This window comes from uncultured Pseudokineococcus sp. (assembly GCF_947495735.1).
Classification (GTDB): domain Bacteria; phylum Actinomycetota; class Actinomycetes; order Actinomycetales; family Quadrisphaeraceae; genus Pseudokineococcus.
Map to the genome: position 1 here is coordinate 1 of NZ_CANMAA010000009.1, position 18,266 is coordinate 18,266.

General features: G+C 78.0%; 16 protein-coding genes and 3 tRNA genes. 6 read left to right on the plus strand and 13 right to left on the minus strand.

Annotated elements, in window-relative coordinates; translation table 11 throughout:
- Positions 1–154 precede the first annotated feature (154 nt).
- The 6 genes from Q0848_RS12565 to Q0848_RS12590 form a co-directional block, all read right to left on the minus strand.
- Positions 155–1,138 (minus strand): UDP-N-acetylmuramate dehydrogenase, encoded by a 984-nt coding sequence (locus tag Q0848_RS12565; protein ID WP_366146589.1) that lies wholly within the window; start codon positions 1,136–1,138, stop codon positions 155–157.
- Between the two features lie 131 nt (positions 1,139–1,269).
- Positions 1,270–2,244, minus strand: a complete 975-nt coding sequence (locus tag Q0848_RS12570) for a biotin-dependent carboxyltransferase family protein (RefSeq protein WP_299038055.1) — start codon at positions 2,242–2,244, stop codon at positions 1,270–1,272.
- Between the two features lie 22 nt (positions 2,245–2,266).
- The gene (locus Q0848_RS12575) at positions 2,267–3,040 is read right to left on the minus strand and encodes an allophanate hydrolase subunit 1 (protein WP_366146590.1); all 774 of its coding nucleotides are present in this window, start codon (positions 3,038–3,040) and stop codon (positions 2,267–2,269) included.
- Positions 3,041–3,080: 40 nt separating this feature from the next.
- On the minus strand, positions 3,081–3,884 hold the full coding sequence (locus tag Q0848_RS12580; protein ID WP_299038059.1) for a LamB/YcsF family protein: 804 nt from the start codon (positions 3,882–3,884) through the stop codon (positions 3,081–3,083).
- Positions 3,881–5,068: an NRAMP family divalent metal transporter gene (locus tag Q0848_RS12585; RefSeq protein WP_366146591.1), complete on the minus strand. Its 1,188-nt coding sequence runs from the start codon at positions 5,066–5,068 to the stop codon at positions 3,881–3,883. The genes Q0848_RS12580 and Q0848_RS12585 overlap by 4 nt, the downstream gene beginning before the upstream one ends.
- 56 nt (positions 5,069–5,124) lie before the next feature.
- Positions 5,125–6,534 (minus strand): hypothetical protein, encoded by a 1,410-nt coding sequence (locus Q0848_RS12590; protein WP_299038063.1) that lies wholly within the window; start codon positions 6,532–6,534, stop codon positions 5,125–5,127.
- 119 nt (positions 6,535–6,653) lie between these two features.
- On the opposite strand from Q0848_RS12590, the gene Q0848_RS12595 reads away from it, so the two are divergent.
- From Q0848_RS12595 to Q0848_RS12610, 4 genes are all read left to right on the plus strand, one after another.
- Positions 6,654–7,409 (plus strand): GntR family transcriptional regulator, encoded by a 756-nt coding sequence (locus tag Q0848_RS12595; protein ID WP_299038066.1) that lies wholly within the window; start codon positions 6,654–6,656, stop codon positions 7,407–7,409.
- 93 nt (positions 7,410–7,502) lie between these two features.
- Positions 7,503–8,090 (plus strand): TetR/AcrR family transcriptional regulator, encoded by a 588-nt coding sequence (locus tag Q0848_RS12600; RefSeq protein ID WP_299038068.1) that lies wholly within the window; start codon positions 7,503–7,505, stop codon positions 8,088–8,090.
- A 28-nt stretch (positions 8,091–8,118) separates the two neighbouring features.
- Complete coding sequence (locus Q0848_RS12605; protein WP_299038069.1) at positions 8,119–11,001, plus strand: MMPL family transporter; 2,883 nt, start codon at positions 8,119–8,121, stop codon at positions 10,999–11,001.
- Positions 11,001–13,844 (plus strand): YhgE/Pip family protein, encoded by a 2,844-nt coding sequence (locus Q0848_RS12610; protein WP_299038071.1) that lies wholly within the window; start codon positions 11,001–11,003, stop codon positions 13,842–13,844. The genes Q0848_RS12605 and Q0848_RS12610 overlap by 1 nt, the downstream gene beginning before the upstream one ends.
- Before the next feature lie 68 nt (positions 13,845–13,912).
- Here the strand turns inward: Q0848_RS12610 and Q0848_RS12615 are convergent, their stop codons facing one another.
- From Q0848_RS12615 to Q0848_RS12640, 6 genes are all read right to left on the minus strand, one after another.
- Entirely contained in the window at positions 13,913–14,380 is a 468-nt protein-coding gene (locus tag Q0848_RS12615; protein WP_299038073.1) for a MaoC family dehydratase, read from the minus strand.
- Complete coding sequence (locus Q0848_RS12620; RefSeq protein WP_299038075.1) at positions 14,377–14,880, minus strand: MaoC family dehydratase N-terminal domain-containing protein; 504 nt, start codon at positions 14,878–14,880, stop codon at positions 14,377–14,379. Before Q0848_RS12620 ends, Q0848_RS12615 begins: the two co-directional genes overlap by 4 nt.
- Before the next feature lie 153 nt (positions 14,881–15,033).
- Positions 15,034–15,204, minus strand: a complete 171-nt coding sequence (rpmG, locus tag Q0848_RS12625) for a 50S ribosomal protein L33 (RefSeq protein ID WP_299038077.1) — start codon at positions 15,202–15,204, stop codon at positions 15,034–15,036.
- Positions 15,205–15,367: 163 nt separating this feature from the next.
- A tRNA-Met gene (locus tag Q0848_RS12630) sits at positions 15,368–15,439 on the minus strand.
- A 47-nt stretch (positions 15,440–15,486) separates the two neighbouring features.
- A tRNA-Thr gene (locus Q0848_RS12635) sits at positions 15,487–15,559 on the minus strand.
- Positions 15,560–15,712: 153 nt separating this feature from the next.
- Positions 15,713–15,794: transfer RNA gene (locus tag Q0848_RS12640), tRNA-Tyr, on the minus strand.
- 175 nt (positions 15,795–15,969) lie between these two features.
- Here Q0848_RS12640 and Q0848_RS12645 point away from each other — a divergent pair.
- Positions 15,970–16,461 (plus strand): YajQ family cyclic di-GMP-binding protein, encoded by a 492-nt coding sequence (locus Q0848_RS12645; protein ID WP_299038078.1) that lies wholly within the window; start codon positions 15,970–15,972, stop codon positions 16,459–16,461.
- A complete protein-coding gene (locus tag Q0848_RS12650) occupies positions 16,458–17,306 on the plus strand; it encodes a S9 family peptidase (RefSeq protein ID WP_299038080.1) in 849 nt (282 codons plus the stop codon). Before Q0848_RS12645 ends, Q0848_RS12650 begins: the two co-directional genes overlap by 4 nt.
- A 69-nt stretch (positions 17,307–17,375) precedes the next feature.
- Here Q0848_RS12650 and htpX read toward each other — a convergent pair whose 3' ends face one another.
- Entirely contained in the window at positions 17,376–18,245 is an 870-nt protein-coding gene (htpX, locus tag Q0848_RS12655; protein ID WP_299038082.1) for a zinc metalloprotease HtpX, read from the minus strand.
- Positions 18,246–18,266: the final 21 nt, after the last annotated feature.

Genomic DNA, 18,266 nt, shown 5'->3' on the forward strand with positions numbered 1-18,266 from the left:
CACGGAAACGCTTAGGGTTCGCGAAGCCGATCGAGAAGATCGGACCGCTGCTGTTGCGATGACCGCCAGGATCCGCCCCTGCCCGTCCGAGCTCGTGGACCTGCGGCTCCCTGCTCGCGACGACGCGCCGCTCCGGAGGGCCGGCTCAGCCGAGTCAGCCGAGCGTGCAGCCGACGAGGCGGGGCTCGGGCTCGAGGCGCACCCCGAGGCGGTCGGCGACGCCGTCGCGCACCTGCCGCGCCAGCGCCAGCAGGTCGGCGGCGGTGGCGCTGCCGCGGTTGGTCACCGCGAGGGTGTGCTTGGTGGACAGCGACGCCGGCCCCGGGAGGCCGTGGCCCCGCTCGAACCCGGCCGCGGCGATGAGCCACGCGGCGCTCGTCTTCACCCCGCCGTCGGCCGGGTACCGCGGCGCCCCCTCGGGCAGCCGGGCTGCGGCGTCCGCGGTGAGCACGGGGTTGGTGAAGAACGAGCCGGCGCTCCAGGTGTCGTGGTCGACGACGCCCGCGGCGGGGTCGTCGAGCACCATCCCCTTGCCGCGGCGCAGCTCCAGCACCGCGGTGCGCACGTCCGCCGCCGGGGCCCGCCCCCCCACGGCCACGCCCAGGCGCTCCGCGAGCTCGGCGTAGCGCACCGGCCCCCCGAGCTCCCCCTCGCGCAGCTGGAAGGTGACGTCGAGGACGACGTAGCGGTCGGCGTCCTCCTTGAGCACGGACGTGCGGTAGCCCAGGCCCAGGTCGCCGACCCGCAGGGTGGCCACGCGCCCCTCGCGGCGGTCCCACGTGCGCACCTGCGCCAGCGTCGCGGCGACGTCGGTGCCGTAGGCGCCCACGTTCTGGACCGGCGTCGCCCCGGTCGAGCCGGGGATGCCCGACAGGGCCTCCAGACCGAGCCAGCCGTTCGCCGTCGTCTCGGCGACGAGGTCCTCCCAGGGGTGCCCCGCCTCGGCGGTGACCCACACCCCGCCGCAGGCGTCCACGGGCTCGCGCCGCAGGCCGCGGCTGGCCACGACGACGGCCGTGGCGGGCAGGTCGTCGTCGCCGACCAGCAGGTTGGAGCCGCCGGCGACCAGGAGCACCGGCTCGCCGCGGTCGTCGGCGCCCCGCACGGCGTCGACCAGCTCGTCCGCGCTGCGGGCCACCGCCTCGGCGGCCGGCCGGCCCCCGACGCGGAAGGTCGTGCGCTCGGCGAGGGGGGCGCCGGGGCGGGCGAGGTCCGGACGCGGGGCTCCCGGGCCCGCCGCGGCGCCGGAGGTGCTCTGCTCGCGCGTGGTCACCGGGCCAGCGTAGGCGGGGCGGACCCGCCGGCCCCGGCCCGTGCCCCGCCCGGGTGCGCGCTGCCCGGGGGCGGCGCGAGGACGAACCGCACGGCGTCCCCCGGGCGCAGCTGGGCGGCGCGGTCGACGTCGGCGTCCACGACGACCGCGACCACCGGGTAGCCGCCCGTGACGGGGTGGTCGGCGAGCAGCAGGGTCGGCAGACCCGAGGGGGGCACCTGCAGGGACCCACGCACGACGCCCTCGCTCGGCAGCTCGCCGGTGCGCTCCCGCACCAGGGGCTCCCCCGCGAGGCGCAGGCCCACGCGGTCGCCCTCGCTGCCCGCCGTCCAGGGCGTGCCCACCAGCGCCTCCAGGGCGCCCGGCGCGAACCAGTCCTCCCGCGGGCCGGGCACGACGCGCAGGACAGCCGGCCCCCCGCGCTCGACCCGCGCGGGCGGCGCCAGGTCGACGACCGGTGCGGTGCAGCCCGAGTCCCCCGGCTCCCCCACCGGCAGGACGTCCCCGGCCGCCACCGCCGCCGGCCCGAGACCGGCGAGCACGTCGGTCGCGCGGCTGCCGAGCACGGCCGGCACCTGCACGCCGCCGCGGACGGCGAGCAGCGTGCGCACCCCCGCGGCGGGGGCCCCGACCTCCAGGACGGCGCCGTCGGGCACCACGACCGGGCACCCCGACCAGGCCGCCCGGCCGTCGACGCGCAGCGCGACGGGAGCGCCCGCGGCGGCGACGAGCAGCGCGCCCCGGGCGCGGACCCGCAGGCCGCCCAGCACGACCTCCAGGCCCGCCGCACCCTCCGGGTTGCCCACGAGGCGCTGGGCGAGCCGGTGCGCCGCCCGGTCGGCGGCTCCCGACTCCCCGACGCCCAGGTGCGCGAGGCCGGGGCGGCCCAGGTCCTGGACCGTCGTCGAGGGACCGGGCGCGAGGACCTCCAGCGCGCGCGGCCGCGGCCCCCGCGCCCTCCGACCGCTCACCGCCGGGCCCTGCGCGAGGGGCTCACGAGGCCCCTGCCGGGCGGGGGCCGCCCCCGACGTCCACGAAGCGCACGCGGGCCCCGGGCGGCAGCAGCGCCGGGGGCTCGCGGTCGGCGTCCCACAGCCGGGCGTCCGTGCGCCCGACGAGCTGCCAGCCGCCGGGCGCGCGGCGCGGGTAGACCCCGCTGAAGGGGCCGGCGAGGGCCACCGAGCCGGCGGGCACGGCCGTGCGGGGCGAGGCGCGACGGGGCACGTCCCAGCCGGCGCCGTCCGCCCCGGGCCCGTCCCCGGGCCCGTCCCCGGCCCCGTCCCCGCCCTGGGCCGGACCGCTGCCCGGCGCCGGCGGGCCGTCCTGCACGCAGTAGGCGAACCCGGGCGCGAAGCCCGCGAAGGCCGCGGTCCAGGGCCGCGCCGTGTGGCGGGCGACGAGCCCGGAGGGGTCGGTGCCGAGCGCCGCGGCGGCCTCCTCCAGGTCGGGGCCGTCGTAGACGACGGGCACCTCGAGCACCGCGCCCGCCTCCGCGGGGCCGCCCCCGTCCGCGGGGCGCGCGGTCCGCGCCGCGACGCCGAGCACGTGGGCCGACGCCGGCGCCGGGTCCGCTCCCGGCCGCAGGCGCACGAGCACGGTGGTCGCCGCGGGGACGAGGTCGACCGCCCCCGGAGGCGGGTCGGCCCGCAGCGCGGCGTGCAGGGCCAGCACCGACCCGAGCGCGTCGGCGCGCCCGCCGGCCGGCCCCGGGGTCGGCGACGCGACGTCCACGAGCAGCGCCGCGTCGCCGCAGGCCCGCAGCCGCACGGGCACCCCCGCGCCGGCCGGCCCGGGCGCGGCAGCCGGCTCAGGCACCGCCGGGCCCGGCGGGGGGCGGGGCGAAGGCCCGGACGGCGACGCCGGCCGCCTCGAGCGCCGCGCGCACCGCCCGCGCCATCGCGACGGCGCCCGGGGAGTCCCCGTGCACGCAGACCGACGCCGCGCCGACGGCCACCACCGACCCGTCCACCGCCTCGACCTCCCCGTCGACGGCGAGCCGGACGACCCGGGCGGCCACGGCGTCGGGGTCGGAGAGCACCGCGCCGGGCTGCCGGCGGTCCACGAGCCGGCCCTGCGGCGTGTACGCCCGGTCGGCGAACGCCTCCGGCACCGCCCGCAGGCCGGCGTCCTCGGCGAGCGCGAGCAGCCGCGACCCCGGCAGCCCGAGGACCGGCAGCGAGGCGTCGAAGGCGCGCACGGCCTCGACCACCGCGCTCGCCTGCCCCTCGTCCTCGACGCTCGCGTGGTAGAGCGCGCCGTGGGGCTTCAGGTAGGTCACCCGCGTCCCGGCCGCGCGGGCCATCGCGTCCAGGGCTCCGAGCTGGTAGAGCACGTCGGCGGCGAGCTCGTCCGGCGAGGCGTCGAGGAAGCGGCGCCCGAACCCGGCGAGGTCGCGGTAGCCGACCTGAGCCCCCACCGCGACGCCGTGCGCCGCCGCCCCCTCGCACGTGCGGCGCAGCGTGAGCGGGTCCCCCGCGTGGAACCCGCAGGCCACGTTGGCGCTGCTCAGCAGCGGCAGCAGCGCGGCGTCGTCGCCGAGGACCCAGCGCCCGAAGGACTCCCCGAGGTCGGCGTTGAGGTCGACGACGGGGCCCTCGACGGCGCCCGTCACCACAGCTCGCCCAGGCGGCTCAGCGAGCTCGCCCCGAGGAACAGGGCGACCCCCCAGGCGAGCACGCCGACGGCCAGCAGCCACCGCGGGTAGGAGTAGCCACCGAGGAGGTCGCGGCGGCGCCAGGCCACCCACAGGACGACGGTGAAGCCGAGCGGGAGGACCACGCCGTTGAAGGCGCCGGCGAACACGAGCAGGGACACCGGGGCCTGGCCCGCCAGCAGGTAGACGGTCGTGCTGACCGCGATGAAGCCGGCGGTGAGCACCCCGCGACGGCGCGCCATCGACGCCGAGGAGGTCGTGAGGAAGGAGACGGACGTGTACGAGGCGCCGATGACGCTCGTCACCGCGGCGGCCCACAGGACCACGCCGAACAGCCGCAGCCCCACCTCACCGGCGGCCGCCGAGAACGCCGACGCCGCGGGGTTGTCCTCGGCGAGCGCGGCCCCGCCCGCGACGACCCCGAGCACCGCCAGGAAGAGCAGCGCGCGCATGACCGCGGTCACCACGATGCCCACGACCGACGTCCGCGTGATCTCGTGCACCGCCCCCACGCCGCTCACGCCGGAGTCGAGCAGCCGGTGGGCGCCCGCGTAGACGATGTAGCCGCCGACCGTCCCGCCGACGAGGGTGGTGATGGCCAGCACGTCGACCTGCTCCGGCAGCACGGTCTGGCGCAGCGCGTCGCCGACCGGCGGGTCGGAGACGACGGCCACGTAGCCCGTCAGCGCGATCATGACGACGCCGAGGACGACGACCACGCGGTCCAGCGCCATCCCGGCCCGGCGGGAGAGGAAGATGCCCACGGCCACCAGCGCCGTCAGGGCCCCGCCGAGGCGCGGGTCCAGGCCCAGCAGGGCGTCGAGGCCCAGGCCGCCGCCGGCGACGTTGCCCACGTTGAACACCAGCCCGCCGAGGACGACGAGCGCCGCGAGCGCGTGCCCCACGCCGGGCAGCAGCCGGTTGCCGAGGTCCTGCGCCCGCAGGCCCGAGACGCCGATGACGCGCCACACGTTCATCTGCACGGCGATGTCGAGCAGGACGGAGATCAGGATGGCGAAGGCGAAGGCCGCGCCGAGCGCCGCCGTGAACGTGGTCGTCTGGACGATGAAGCCCGGCCCGATGGCCGAGGTGGCCATGAGGAACAGCGCCCCGAGCAGCGTGCTGCGGCGCGAGGAGCTCAGCGCCCCGGCGCCGGGAGCCCGCCCGCCCCGGGCCGACCCCTCCGCGGGAGCCGCGCTCACGCGCCGCTCCGGACGTCCGCGGCGGCTGCGCGCGCCGCGGCACCGGTGAGCGCCACGACCTGGTCGACGACCGCGCGGCGGTGCGCCTCGAAGGCGGCGTTCGAGATCTCGGCGCCCTCCCAGGGGTAGACGAGGGTCGGCGTGTGCAGGTGGCCGCCGAGCACGTCGTCGCGGCCCATCGCCAGGCGGAGCCGGTTGGCCCGGTACATCGACTCGTTGGACAGGTAGTCCCCGCCCCCGCCGGCGGCGGCCAGCCAGCCCGGCTGCGGGTCCTCCGTCGTGGTCACCGGGGCGCCCTCGCGCGTGCCGCCCGTCCACGCGGAGATCCGCTCGCGCAGCTCCACGGGGAAGGGCCCGGTGCCCGCGGCGAGCATCTGCGGCGCCGGCAGCGTCGTCCGGATGAACTGCTGCGCCGGCTCCGACGGGTCCGGCTGCGGCCAGCGCGGGGCGAGCGGGATCTCCTCGCGCGCGCTGGCGCGGGCGTTGTCGGGGTAGCCGCCGCGCCAGGCCCCGGCCCACTCCTCGACCGAGAAGATGCCGGGCGAGCCCTGGCTGATCGTCATGACGACGTCGGCGTCGCGCTCGGAGCGCACCAGGTGCGGCCCGTAGGCGTCCTCCACGACGCCGTCGTCGAACCCGCCCCAGGTGACGGGGAGGACGACCGCCTGGACGACCGCCGGCCCGTCGGGCGTCTGGACGCGGGTGCCGTCGAGCGCGAGGGCGGCGGCGCCGGACGGGTTCGAGCGCCGCGGCTCGGCGTCGAGCTGGAAGGGGTCGAAGCCGCTGACCAGGACGCGGGTGGCGCCCTCCCCCGCGGGGAACCGCGCGTCGTCCAGGCCCCGGGACGTGCGCTCGAGCGCGGCGAGCGCGGGCTCGGCGTCACGCCCGGGCGACGCGGCGGCCCACTCCTGCAGCGCCACCCTCATCGCGATCCGCGCCCAGTAGAGCCCGCGGTCGTCGGTGCGGTCGCCGCTGCGCCGGGCGATCCCCGCCGCGGGCGGGGCCTGGGCGCGGTCCACGGCCAGGCGCCAGAGGTCGGCGCCCGCGCGCCCCGCCAGACCGGCCACCGCGGACGAGGCCGACGCGGCGTCCGACCCCGACGGGCCGACCCGGCACAGCGTCCGGCCGAAGCGGGCGACGGGCCGGTCGAGGCCGCTCGCCGCCAGCACCTGGGCGGCGACGGACGACTCCTGGCCGGGCAGGGCCAGGTCGAGCCGGGCGTCCTCCACGCCGAGGTCGGCCGGGGCCCCGCACGCCGGGGACCCCGGGCGGGCGGCGCCCGCGGCCGGGGCGCCGGAGGAGGGACCGGCGGCGGCGAGTGCGCTCACCGGGGCCAGGGAGGCCAGCACGACCGCGGTGGCGAGGCCGGCGTCGGTGCGGCGCAGACGGGAGGAGACGGGGGTCATGGGGGAGGACGCTGGCATTGTTCAACAACTCGCACAAGGGGTCTTCGCGACATCCGCCTCCCCTCCGCCGACGGCGACCACCCGAGGGGGCCGTCGACCCGGCTCCTACGCTCGGTCGGGTGAGCACCGCCCCGACCTCGACCACCGGGGCGACGTCCCCCGGGCGGGGGCTCCCCGGGGCCGGGCGCTGGCACGGCGTCGTCCCGGGGGACGGCGCGGCGAGCGCCCCCGGCGCCACGGCAGCGGAGCAGGTCGCCGCGGTCCTGCGCGCCCTCGCGCTCGAGGGAGGGCTGCGCCCGGGCGAGCAGCTGTCCGAGCAGGCCCTCGGCGCCGCCCTCGGCGTCTCCCGCAACACGCTCCGCGAGGCGTTCCGGACGCTGGGCGAGGAGGGCCTGGTGGAGCACCAGCCGCACCGCGGCGTCTTCGTGCGGCTCCTGCGCGCCGACGACCTGCGCGACCTCTGGGCCCTGCGCGAGGTGCTGGAGTGCGGCGCCCTGGAGCGGGCGGCCGCCGGGACGCCTCCGCCGCCGGAGGCCGTGGGCGCCGTGCGCACCGCCCGGAGACGGGGCGAGGAGGCGGCGACCGCGGGCGACTGGCGCACCGTCGGGACGGCGAACATGGCCCTGCACGCCGCCCTCGCGGCGCTCGCCGGCAGCCCCCGCACCGACGCGGCCGTGCGCCGCCTGCTGGCCGAGGTGCGCCTCGCGTTCTCCGCGGCGCCGGACCCGCGCGCCGTCCACGAGCCCTGGCTGCCCGCGAACGCGCTGCTCGCCGAGCTGGTCGAGGAGGGCCGCCTCGCCGAGGCGGTGCCCGTGCTGCGCGAGTACCTGCGCGCCTCCGGCCGCAGCGCCGTGGCGAGCCCGCCGACCGCCTGACCGCGGGCGCGGACCCCCGTGGTCCGTTGCGGACCAACGTGGTCCATCATGGTCCGCGGAGGTCGGCGCCAGCCGGCCCGGGACGGGGGGCGCGTGAGCACGAGGGTGGTGGGGCTGCGCGAGGGCGCACGCCCGACGCGGGAGCAGATCGACGCCCGCATCCTCGACGTCGCCGCCGAGCTCTTCGCGACCCACGGCCTCGAGGGGACCTCCGTCCAGCAGGTGGCCGACGCGGTCGGGTACTCCAAGACCGGTCTGCTGCACCGCTTCGGCAGCAAGCAGGGCCTGCACGCGGCCGTGCTCGGCGAGGCGGAGCGGGTCCTGCGCGAGGTCCTGGCCGAGGTCCGCGGCCCCGGGGGCTCCTGCCCGCGCGACGCCCTCGCGCGCATCACGCGGCGGGCGGTCGAGCGCCCCGGCCTGGTCGACCTCCTCGTGCGCCACCTCCAGGCCCCGCCCCAGGGGCTGCCGACGACCTCCCTGCAGGAGCTCGCGCTCGAGCTGCTGGACGCGCTCGGCCCGGACGGCGGACCCCGGCGGCGCCTGCGCGTCGTCCTCGCCCTCCAGCTCGTCGTCAACGCCGTGCTCGCCCAGCGCGGCGACCTCGACGCCTCCCTGCCCCCCGACGAGCTCGTCGAGCTCGTCACCGAGCTCGCCGCCGGCGTCCTCGGGCTCGACGGCTGACCCCGCTCCACCACCTCGGAAGGCTCCCGTGTCCACCTCTCTGTACGCCCTCGGCTCCCTGGCCGCGCGCCGGTGGCGCGTCGTCGTGGTGGTCTGGCTGCTCGTCCTCGCCGTGGCGGGCACCGGCGCCCTCACGCTGTCCAAGGGCCTGACGAACACGTTCTCGATCCCCGGGACGGAGTCCCAGGAGGCGCTGGACCGCCTGTCCCAGACCTTCCCCGAGGTCAGCGGCGGCAGCGCCCAGCTCGTCGTCGTGGCCCGCGACGGGCGCGACGTCGACGACGAGGACGTCCGGCGGGCGGTCGCCGACCTCGTCACCGCCGCGGAGGACCTCCCCCAGGTCGCCGCCGTCTCCTCGCCCTTCGCCGACGTCGGCGGGGGCAGCACGTCGCCGGACCGCACCGCGGTGATCGTGCCGGTGCAGATGGAGGTGGGCGCCGACGAGGTGGCTCCCGAGACCCTCGACGCCCTCGTCGCCACGGCCGCCTCCGCCTCCGGCGAGGCGGTCGACGTGGTCGCCGGCGGCGGCGTCTTCGGCGGCGGCACACCGGGCATCACCCTCACCGAGGTCCTCGGGCTCGTCGTGGCGCTCGTCGTCCTGGTCCTCACCCTGGGCTCGCTCGTGGCCGCCGGGATGCCGATCCTCACCGCGCTCGTCGGCGTGGGCGTCGCGATGTCGCTGCTGCTCGCCAGCACCGCCGTCGTGGAGGTCTCCTCGACCGCCCCGCTGCTCGCGCTGATGATCGGGCTGGCCGTCGGCATCGACTACGCGCTGTTCGTCCTCACCCGCCACCGCGACCACCTGGCCGACGGCGTCGAGCCCGTCGAGGCCGCCGGGCGCGCCGTCGCCACGGCCGGCTCGGCCGTCGTCTTCGCCGGCCTCACGGTGATGATCGCGCTGGCCGGCCTGTCCGTCGTGGGCATCCCCTTCCTCACGACGATGGGACTGGCGTCGGCCGTCGCCGTCGCCGTCGCCGTCTGCGTCGCGCTGACGCTGCTGCCGGCCGTCGCGGGAGCGCTCGGCGCCCGCCTCACCCCCCGCCCGCGCCGTCCCCGCCGGTCGCGGTCCGGCCGCGGCGCGGCCGGCGCGGAGGCCGAGGGCGCCGGCGGCCACGCCGCCCCGCGGCCGGCCCACCCGGTCGCCGACCGCTGGACGGGGCTGGTCACCCGGCGTCCGCTGGTGACGACGCTCCTCGTGGTGCTCGGGCTGGGCGCCGTGGCGCTGCCCGCCCTCGACCTGCGCCTGGCGCTGCCCGACAACGGGTCCTCCCCCGAGGAGACGACGCAGCGGCAGGCCTACGACCTCGTCAGCGAGGAGTTCGGCGCCGGCTTCAACGGGCCCCTCATCGTGACCGGCGACATCGTCACGAGCACCGACCCCCTCGGGCTGGTGGAGGACGTCGCGGACGCGCTGCGCGCGCTGCCCGACGTCGCCGACATCCCGCTCGCCACCCCGAACCCGGGGGCGGACACGATGATCGTGCAGGTCGTCCCCGAGGAGGGGCCGTCCTCGGAGTCCACCGAGCAGCTCGTGGCGGACATCCGCGACCGGGCGCCCGAGCTGGAGGACGAGCTCGGCGTCTCGATCGCCGTCACGGGGCAGACGGCCGTCGGCATCGACGTCTCCGACCAGCTCTCGAGCTCGCTGCTGCCGTTCGCCCTGCTCGTCGTCGGCCTGTCGGTCGTGCTGCTCACCATGGTGTTCCGCTCGGTCCTCGTGCCGCTGAAGGCCACGGCCGGCTACCTGCTCTCGGTGGTCGCCGCCTTCGGCGCCATCGTCGCGGTGTACCAGTGGGGGTGGCTGGCCGGTCCCCTGCACACCTCGGCCACCGGCCCCATCATCAGCTTCCTGCCGATCATCCTCATGGGGCTGCTCTTCGGCCTGGCCATGGACTACGAGGTCTTCCTCGTCTCGCGGATGCGCGAGGACCACGCCCACGGCGCGCCGGCGCAGGAGGCCGTGCGGTCCGGCTTCGCGGCCTCGAGCCGCGTCGTCGTGGCCGCGGCGGTGATCATGGTCTCCGTCTTCGCGGCCTTCGTGCCCGAGGGCGACGCCACGCTGCAGCCCATCGCCTTCGGCCTCGCGGTGGGCGTCTTCATCGACGCCTTCGTCGTGCGCATGACCCTCGTCCCGGCGGTCATGGCCCTGCTCGGCGAGCGCGCCTGGTGGCTGCCGGGCTGGCTCGCGCGACGCCTGCCCGTCCTCGACGTCGAGGGCGAGGGGCTCGCGCACCAGGTGGCCCTGCGCGACTGGCCGCACCCGGGCGCACGCGGCGTGCACGCGCAGGACCTCGGGCTGGCGGCGGCCCGCGAGCAGGAGCCGGCGCTCGTCGCGGGGGCCGAGGTCCACGTGGAGCCGGGCGCCCTCCTGCTGGTGACCAGCCCCTCCCCCGGCACGCGGACCGCCCTGGCGCTGCTGCTCTCCGGGCGCGCGGCGCCCAGCACGGGCCGCCTCGTCGCCGACGGGCTCGTGCTCCCGGAGCAGGCGCGCAGCGCTCGTCGGCGCGTCGCGCTCGTGCGGGCCGCCGACGTCGCCGACGCGGCGGAGCACGTGCGCGCCGCCGCCCGGGGCAGCGCGGCCGTCCTCGTGCTCGACGGCCTGGAGCTCGTGCCGGCCGCCCAGCAGGACGGGGTGCTGGCGGACGTCGTGGACGCCTGCCGCGACACCGGCCTCGCCGCCGTGGTGACGACGTCGCCCGCCGGGCTCGACGCCGCGACGTCCGCGGCGGGCGCGCACGCGGGCGGCGCCGTGCCCGTGGACGCGCTCGTGCTCCCCGCGCCGCACGCGCCGCTGCCGCCGTCCGGCCACGACGCGCCCGCCCCCGGCCCGACCGCCGGGGGCGACTCCCCCGACGACGCAGGACGCGCCCCCGACGCACCCTCCGACCCCCGCCTGGAAGAGGTCCGCTGATGGCCCGCCCCGCCGCCGCACCCACCGGGACCGGTCGCCGCCCGCTGCTGGCCGCCGACCGCAGCACCCCCGACGGCCGCCCCGCCGTGGGGCTCTGGAGCCTCCTGGGACTCGTGCTCGTGCCGGTGCTCATCGCCGTGGCCTTCGTGACGGCGCTGTGGAAGCCGACCGAGAACCTCGACCGCGTGCAGGCGGCCGTGGTCAACGAGGACGAGCCCGTCGAGATCGACGGGCAGACCGTGCCCCTGGGGCGCCAGCTCGTCGCCCAGCTCGTCGGCACGGAGGACGACAACCTCTCCTGGGCCCTCGCGGACGCCGAGGGCGCCCAGGAGGGCCTCGAGGACGGCACCTACGCGACGGTGCTCACCATCCCGCCGTCCTTCTCGGCGGCCGCGACCTCCCTGTCGGACACGAGCGGCGAGCCGCGCCGCGCCGTCCTGGAGGTCCGCTCCAGCGACAGCGCGGGCGTGGCGGACGGCTTCATCGGCTCCTTCGTGGCCGACACGGCCGCGGGCGTGCTGGACACCCAGCTGACGGGCGGCGTCCTGGACGGCCTCTACGTGGGCTTCTCCACCCTCGGCGACCAGCTGGGCCAGGCGGCCGACGGCGCCGACCAGCTCGGCGACGGCGCCGGCCAGCTCGAGGACGGCCTCACCGCGGCCGCGGACGGCACCGACGAGCTCGTCGTCGGGCTCGGCGACCTCGCCGACGGCAGCGCCCAGCTGGCCGACGGCACGCAGGACCTCGCGGGCGGCGCCGACCAGCTCGCCGGGGGCCTCGGCCAGCTCGCCCCCGGCGCCCAGCAGCTCGCCGGGGGCCTCGGCCAGCTCGCCCCCGGCGCCCAGCAGCTCGCCGGCGGCCTCGGCCAGCTCGCCCCCGGCGCCCAGCAGCTCGCCGGCGGGGCGGACGGGCTCGCGGGCGGCCTGGACGACCTGTCCGGCGGAGCAGCGGAGCTGGCCGAGGGGAGCGGGGCCGTCGCCGAGGGGACGGCGTCTCTCACGCAGGCGATCGCCGCCGCAGCGGACGGCGCCGACGAGCTCGCCGGTGCCGGCGAGCAGGTCGCCGGCGGGGCGGTCGAGATCAGCGACGGCGCCGCGGCCCTCTCGACCGGTGTCGCGCAGCTCGCCGGGGGCGCCGAGGACCTCGCAGGGGGGCTCGGCGAGCTCGCCCCCGGCGCGCCGGAGCTCGCCGAGGGCGCCGACGCGCTGGCGGCAGCCGCTCGAGGATCGGCCACGGGGGTGGCGGCGGCGGACGAGGCCCTCGCCCCCCTGCCCGAGGCCGCCTCGTCGCTCGTCACCGGCCTCGAGGCGCAGGTGACCTCGTGCCTGGCAGAAGCGGGTGACTGCGCCGACCTGCAGAGCCTCCTCGACCAGGCGCGCGAGGTCGAGAGCGGCGCGACGACGGCGGTCGCCGCCACCGGCCCCGCCCTCGTGGCGGCCTCGACGGTCGACGACGTCGCGGGCCCCCTCTCCGAGTCGGTCCTCGCCCTGTCGAGCGGCCTCTCGGCGTCCGCCGACGGCGCCGAGGAGCTGGCCACCGGGATCGCTCCTCTGTCCGCGGGAGCGGCGGACCTCGCCGCGGGCGCCGACGACCTCACCGCGGGCGCCTCGGGCGTCGCCGGTGGCACCCGAGACCTGGCGACCGGCCTCGGCGACCTCGCTGCCGGCGGGCGGGACCTCAGCGCCGGCGCGGCCGGGGTCGCCACCGGCACGGGTGCGGTGGCGGACGGCCTCGACGAGACCGCCGCAGGCGCGCAGGCCCTCGCCGAGGGCGCGGACGGGCTCGCCGGCGGTCTCGACCAGAGCGCCACCGGAGCCGACGCCCTCGCCGGAGGGCTCGACCAGAGCGCCTCGGGCGCCCAGGACCTGGCCGGCGGTCTCGACCAGAGCGCCACCGGAGCCGACGCCCTCGCCGGAGGGCTCGACCAGAGCGCCACCGGCGCCCAGGACCTCGCCGACGGCGCCGACCAGAGCGCCACCGGCGCCCGGGGCCTCGCCGACGGCGCCGACCAGCTCGCCGACGGCGCCCAGCAGCTCCCCGGCGGCGCCGAGCAGGCGCGGGACGGGGCGGCCGAGCTGGCCGACGGCACCGAGCAGCTGGCCGGCGGGGCGGGCGAGCTCGCCGGCGGCGCCGGCGACCTGGCCGACGGGCTCCAGCAGGGCGCCGAGCAGGTGCCCGACCTGTCCGACGACGAGCGGGCGGCGGCGGTCGACGTCGCCTCCGACCCCGTCGAGACGGTGTCCCTGCAGGGCGGGGAGGTCGACCGCGCCGCGGCGGCCCTGCTCGCGGCGCTGGCGCTGGCCATCGGCGCCCTGGCGACGTCGACCGTCCTGCGCGCCGTCCCGGTCGGGCTCCTCACGTCCCCGCGGCGCTCGGTCTCGCTGGCCCTGCGCGCCTACGCACCGGCGGCGGCCGTCGCCGCCGTGCAGGGGGTCGCCGTCACGCTGGCCATGGCCGCGCTGCTCGACCTCGGCGTCCTCACGGCCGTGGCCGCCGGCGTGGTGCTGGTCCTGTGCGCGCTCTCGCTGGTGGCCGTCGTCCAGGCGCTCGTCGCGGTCCTGGGGGGCGCCGGTCGCCTCGTGGGGGTCGCCCTCGTGGCGCTCGGCGCGGCGGCCTCGCTGATCTCCACGACTCCGCCCGCGCTGACCGCGCTGGCGCCGCTGAGCCCGGTGACCCCGGCCCTCGAGGCGACGCGGGCGGTGCTCACCAGCAGCGCTCCGGGCTGGTCGTTCGCCCTGGTCGTCCTGTGGCTCGCAGGAGCTCTGGTCGTGTCCACGCTCGCGGTCGCGCGGCGCCGCACGGTGCGGGCCGGTCAGGTGCCGGAGCTCGCCGCCTCCCCCTGAGCGGCGCGGGCCTCCTCGCCCCGGAGGCGGTGACGGGCCGCGAGGAGCGCCTCGCGGCCCGTCACCGCTCAGCGCCGGACGACCGCCCGGGCCTTCGTGAGCACCGAGACGCCGGCGCAGGTGGCCGTCAGGTCGAGGCGGACCGTGGCCGGGCGAGCCGGCGCGTCGCCGTCGGCCGGCGCGCCGTCGTCGAGCGCCCCCACGACGGCGACGACCTCCACCTCGGTGCCCTCGTCCGGCACCACGACGGGCTTGGTGAAGCGGACGCCGAAGCTCGTGATCCGGCCCGGGTCCTCGCACCAGTCCTGCACGAGCCGGCCCGCGAGCGCCATCGTCAGCATGCCGTGGGCGATGACGCCCGGGAGGCCCACGCCCCGCGCGGTGGGCTCGCTCCAGTGGATCGGGTTGAAGTCGCCGCTGGCGCCGGCGTAGCGGACCAGGTCGGCGCGGTGCACGGGGAAGGTGCGACGGGCGACCTCCTGGCCGACCTCGAGGCTCTCGGCGCCGATCGCCGGGCCTTTCTCCGGGGTGCTCATGCGCCCTCTCCCTCCGGTGCGCGCACGACGAGGACCGACGTGGCGGTGCAGACCGGCTCGCCGCCCTCCGTGGCGATCTCGTTGCGCGTGGTGACGACGGCGTTCCCGGCCGCCACGCGCACGCCGTCGACGTGCAGCGTCGTCACGAGCCTGTCCCCCGCCACGACCGCGCGGTGGTGGGTGAAGGACTGCTCGCCGTGGACGACGCGGCTGAAGTCGACCCCGGCCGCCGGGTCGGCGAGGAAGCGGGCGTCGCTGCGCTGGGCGAGCACGACGGCGAAGGTCGGCGGCGCGACCACGTCCGCGTGGCCGAGGGCGCGCGCGGCCGCCGGGTCGACGTGGACGGCCGGCACGGGCGCCGTCGCGAGCGGTCCGCCCGTCGCCGAGGCCGAGCCGGCCCCCGCGACCGCGGTGGCGAACTCGCGGATCTTCTCCGCGCTCACCTCGTAGACGTCCTCGGGCGGGTACGTCCGCCCCACGAAGCTCTGGTCGACGGCCACGTCGCTCCTCCGCTGCAGCTGGTGGTGCTCCCCCGTGCGGTCGACCGTCGGTGGTCGACGGGGGGTGGGACGACGACGGCGGGGCCGCCAGTGGCGGCCCCGCCGTCCGGGGTCGTGCGCGCGAGCGCGGCGGGGCCTCTCCGGCCCCGCGGCTCAGCGGGTCTCGCGGTGCGCCGTGTGGTTGCCGCAGCGCGGGCAGAACTTCCCGAGCTCGATGCGGTCGGGGTCGTTCCGGCGGTTCTTCGTGGTGATGTAGTTGCGCTCCTTGCACACGGTGCAGGCGAGCGTGATCTTCGGGCGGACGTCAGCGGACTTGCTGGCCACGGCGGGAGCCTCTCGGTGTGTCGTCGGTGCGGGCGTGCGGCGGTGCTGCGGTCGAGCGGTGCCGCCCGCTCCTGCGTCGGTACCGGGTCCAACACCCGGAGAGCCCGCGTCCTTCCGACGGCGAGCCGGGCGGGCACCCGTCGTCGGCGGCGAGCGCCAGGCGTAGCGAGGGCGGGGATCGAACCCGCGACACAACGATTATGAGCCGTTTGCTCTACCACTGAGCTACCTCGCCGAGCGCCCCGCCCGGCGGCCCCGGAGGGTCGCCGGGCGGAGCCGCAGAGCCCCAGTAGGGAATCGAACCCTAGACCTTCTCCTTACCATGGAGACGCTCTACCGACTGAGCTACTGGGGCGGCACCCGCTGGCGGGCACGAGCAGGGAGCGTACACGGCTCCCGGGCCGGTCCCGAAACCGGCGGCCGACCGCCGCGCGACCGGGACCCGACGAGTCGGGCCCGGACGCGGACGAGGGCGCCCCGGTGTGCGGAGCGCCCTCGTCGCGTGACGTGGCAGGTGCAGGATTCGAACCTGCGAAGGCTGTGCCGGCTGATTTACAGTCAGCTCCCATTGGCCGCTCGGGCAACCTGCCGCGCGAGCACGCCGGCCGCGGACGGCCGGTCGTGCGGTGAGCGAGGATAGCAAGGACCAGCGGTCCCCGTCGCCGCCCTCGGCGGCCACCCCGCCAGGGCCGGCGACCGACGGGCCCGCGACGACACGACCCGGCCCGCCGGCCGCCGCGCGCGACGGGCCCGAAGGAGCACGCCATGGCCGCCGACTCGTCGTTCGACGTCGTCAGCAAGGTCGACCGCCAGGAGGTCGACAACGCGATCAACCAGGCCGCGAAGGAGATCTCGCAGCGCTACGACTTCAAGGGGATCGGCGCCGACGTCCGCTGGAGCGGGGAGGACGTGCTGCTCGTCGCCAACAGCGAGGAGCGCGTCGCCGCCGTCCTCGACGTGCTGCAGACCAAGCTGATCCGCCGCGGCGTCTCGCTGAAGGTCCTCGACCTCGGCGACGTGCAGCAGTCCGGGAAGGAGCACCGCCAGGAGGCGACCCTGAAGGAGGGGCTGTCCTCGGAGGACGCGAAGAAGATCTCCAAGCTCATCCGCGACCAGGGCCCCAAGGGCGTCAAGCCGCAGATCACCGGCGACGAGCTGCGGGTCAGCGCCAAGAGCCGCGACGACCTGCAGGCGGTCATCGCCCTGCTCAAGGACGCCGACCTCGACGTCGCGCTGCAGTTCACCAACTACCGGTGACCTCGGCCGACGGCACCGGCCCCGCCCTCGCCGGCGGGGCCGGTCCGGCGTCGGAGCACCGCTACGGGTCGGCCCCGCGCCAGGTGGCCGAGCTGCACCTGCCGGCGGCCCGGCGCACGGACGGCGTCGCGGTGCTCGTGCACGGCGGCTTCTGGCGCCCCGGCGCGGCCGACGGCTCCCTCGCCTACGACCGAAGGCTCGAGGACCACGTCGCCGCGGACCTGCTCGGGCACGGGGTGCCGGTGTGGCTCGTGGACTACCGGGCCGTCGGGGACGGCGGCGGATGGCCGGCGACGCCGGAGGACGCGGCCGCGGCGCTGGACCTGCTCACCGAGGTCGCCCCGGGCGCCGGGCTCGACGCCTCGCGGGCCGTCGTCGTCGGTCACTCGGCCGGCGGGCACCTCGCCGCCTGGGCGGCCTCGCGGCACCTCCTGCCCGCGGGGGCGCCGGGGGCCGGGCCGAGGCTGCGCCCGATCGCCGTCGTGAGCCAGGCGGGCGTGCTCGACCTCGTCGCCGCCGCCGAGGCCGACCTCGGCCGCGGAGCCGCCGCCGAGCTGCTCGGCGGCGGGCCCGCGGTCGTGCCCGACCGGTACGCGCTCGCCTCCCCCGCGGCCCTGGTGCCGACCGGGGTCCCCGTGCTGTGCGTGACCGGGGACCAGGACGACGTCGTCCCGCCCGACCAGGCCGAGCGCTACGACGCCGCCGCCCGTGCGGCGGGCGACGACGTCCGCGTCGAGCTCGTCCCCGGCGAGGACCACTCGGCCCACCTCGACCCCCGCTCGCGCTGCTGGGCCGTGGCGCGGGACGAGGTCCTCCGGCGCCTCGCCGTCGCCCCGGCCACCTGAGCCCCGCCGAGACGCACGACGGCCCCGGACCTCGTCGGGTCCGGGGCCGTCCTCGCTCGTGCTCGTAGGTCAGCCGCGGTAGCCGGCCATCGCCTCGAGGCGGGCGACGCGCTCGTCCATGGGCGGGTGCGTCGCGAACAGCGAGCGCGCGTCCTTCGCCCGGAACGGGTTGGCGATCATCATGTGGCTCGAGCTCACGAGGTCGCGCTCGGGCGGCAGCGGCGCCGCCGCGGTGCCGCGCTCGAGCTTGCGCAGGGCCCTGGCCAGGGCCAGGGGGTCGCCCGTGAGGCGGGCGCCGTCCTCGTCGGCGTCGTACTCGCGGGTGCGGCTGATGCCCATCTGGATCAGCCCGGAGGCCAGCGGGCCGAGGAAGAGCAGGAGCATCCCGGCCATCGGGTTGCCGCCGCCGTTCTCGCGGTTGCCGCCGCCGAAGAAGAGGGCGGCGTAGCCGAGGAACGTGATGACGCTCGCCATCGCCGCGGCCAGCGACGACGTGAGGATGTCGCGGTTGTAGACGTGCATGAGCTCGTGCCCGAGGACGCCGCGCAGCTCGCGCTCGTCGAGGATCTCGAGGATCCCCTGGGTGCAGCAGACGGCCGAGTTCTGCGGGTTGCGCCCGGTGGCGAAGGCGTTGGGCGCGCGCGTCGGGGACACGTACAGCCGCGGCATCGGCTGGCCGGCGGCCACCGAGAGCTCGCGCACGATGCGGTGCATCGCCGGCTGCTCGGCCTCGCTCACCGGTCGGGCGCGCATCGCCCTGATGGCGAGGGTGTCGCTCTTCCAGTACGTGATGCCGTTGACGACGAGCGCGATCACCAGGCCGAGGAGCAGCCCGCCGAGGCTCTGCCCGAAGACCAGCCACGAGGCGAAGAGGATCAGGGCGCCGAAGGCGCCGAACAGGACGGCGGTCTTGACGCCGTTGAAGTGCTGGTGCCCCATCTGGGTCGGTGCCTTCCTCGC

Bases quoted from the DNA above. Each gene is read 5' to 3' on its own strand.
- Q0848_RS12590 (WP_299038063.1), bottom strand. From the start codon at position 6,534: ATGACCCCCGTCTCCTCCCGTCTGCGCCGCACCGACGCCGGCCTCGCC.
- Q0848_RS12610 (WP_299038071.1), top strand. From the start codon at position 11,001: ATGGCCCGCCCCGCCGCCGCACCCACCGGGACCGGTCGCCGCCCGCTG.
- Q0848_RS12615 (WP_299038073.1), bottom strand. From the start codon at position 14,380: ATGAGCACCCCGGAGAAAGGCCCGGCGATCGGCGCCGAGAGCCTCGAG.
- Q0848_RS12645 (WP_299038078.1), top strand. From the start codon at position 15,970: ATGGCCGCCGACTCGTCGTTCGACGTCGTCAGCAAGGTCGACCGCCAG.
- htpX (WP_299038082.1), bottom strand. From the start codon at position 18,245: ATGGGGCACCAGCACTTCAACGGCGTCAAGACCGCCGTCCTGTTCGGC.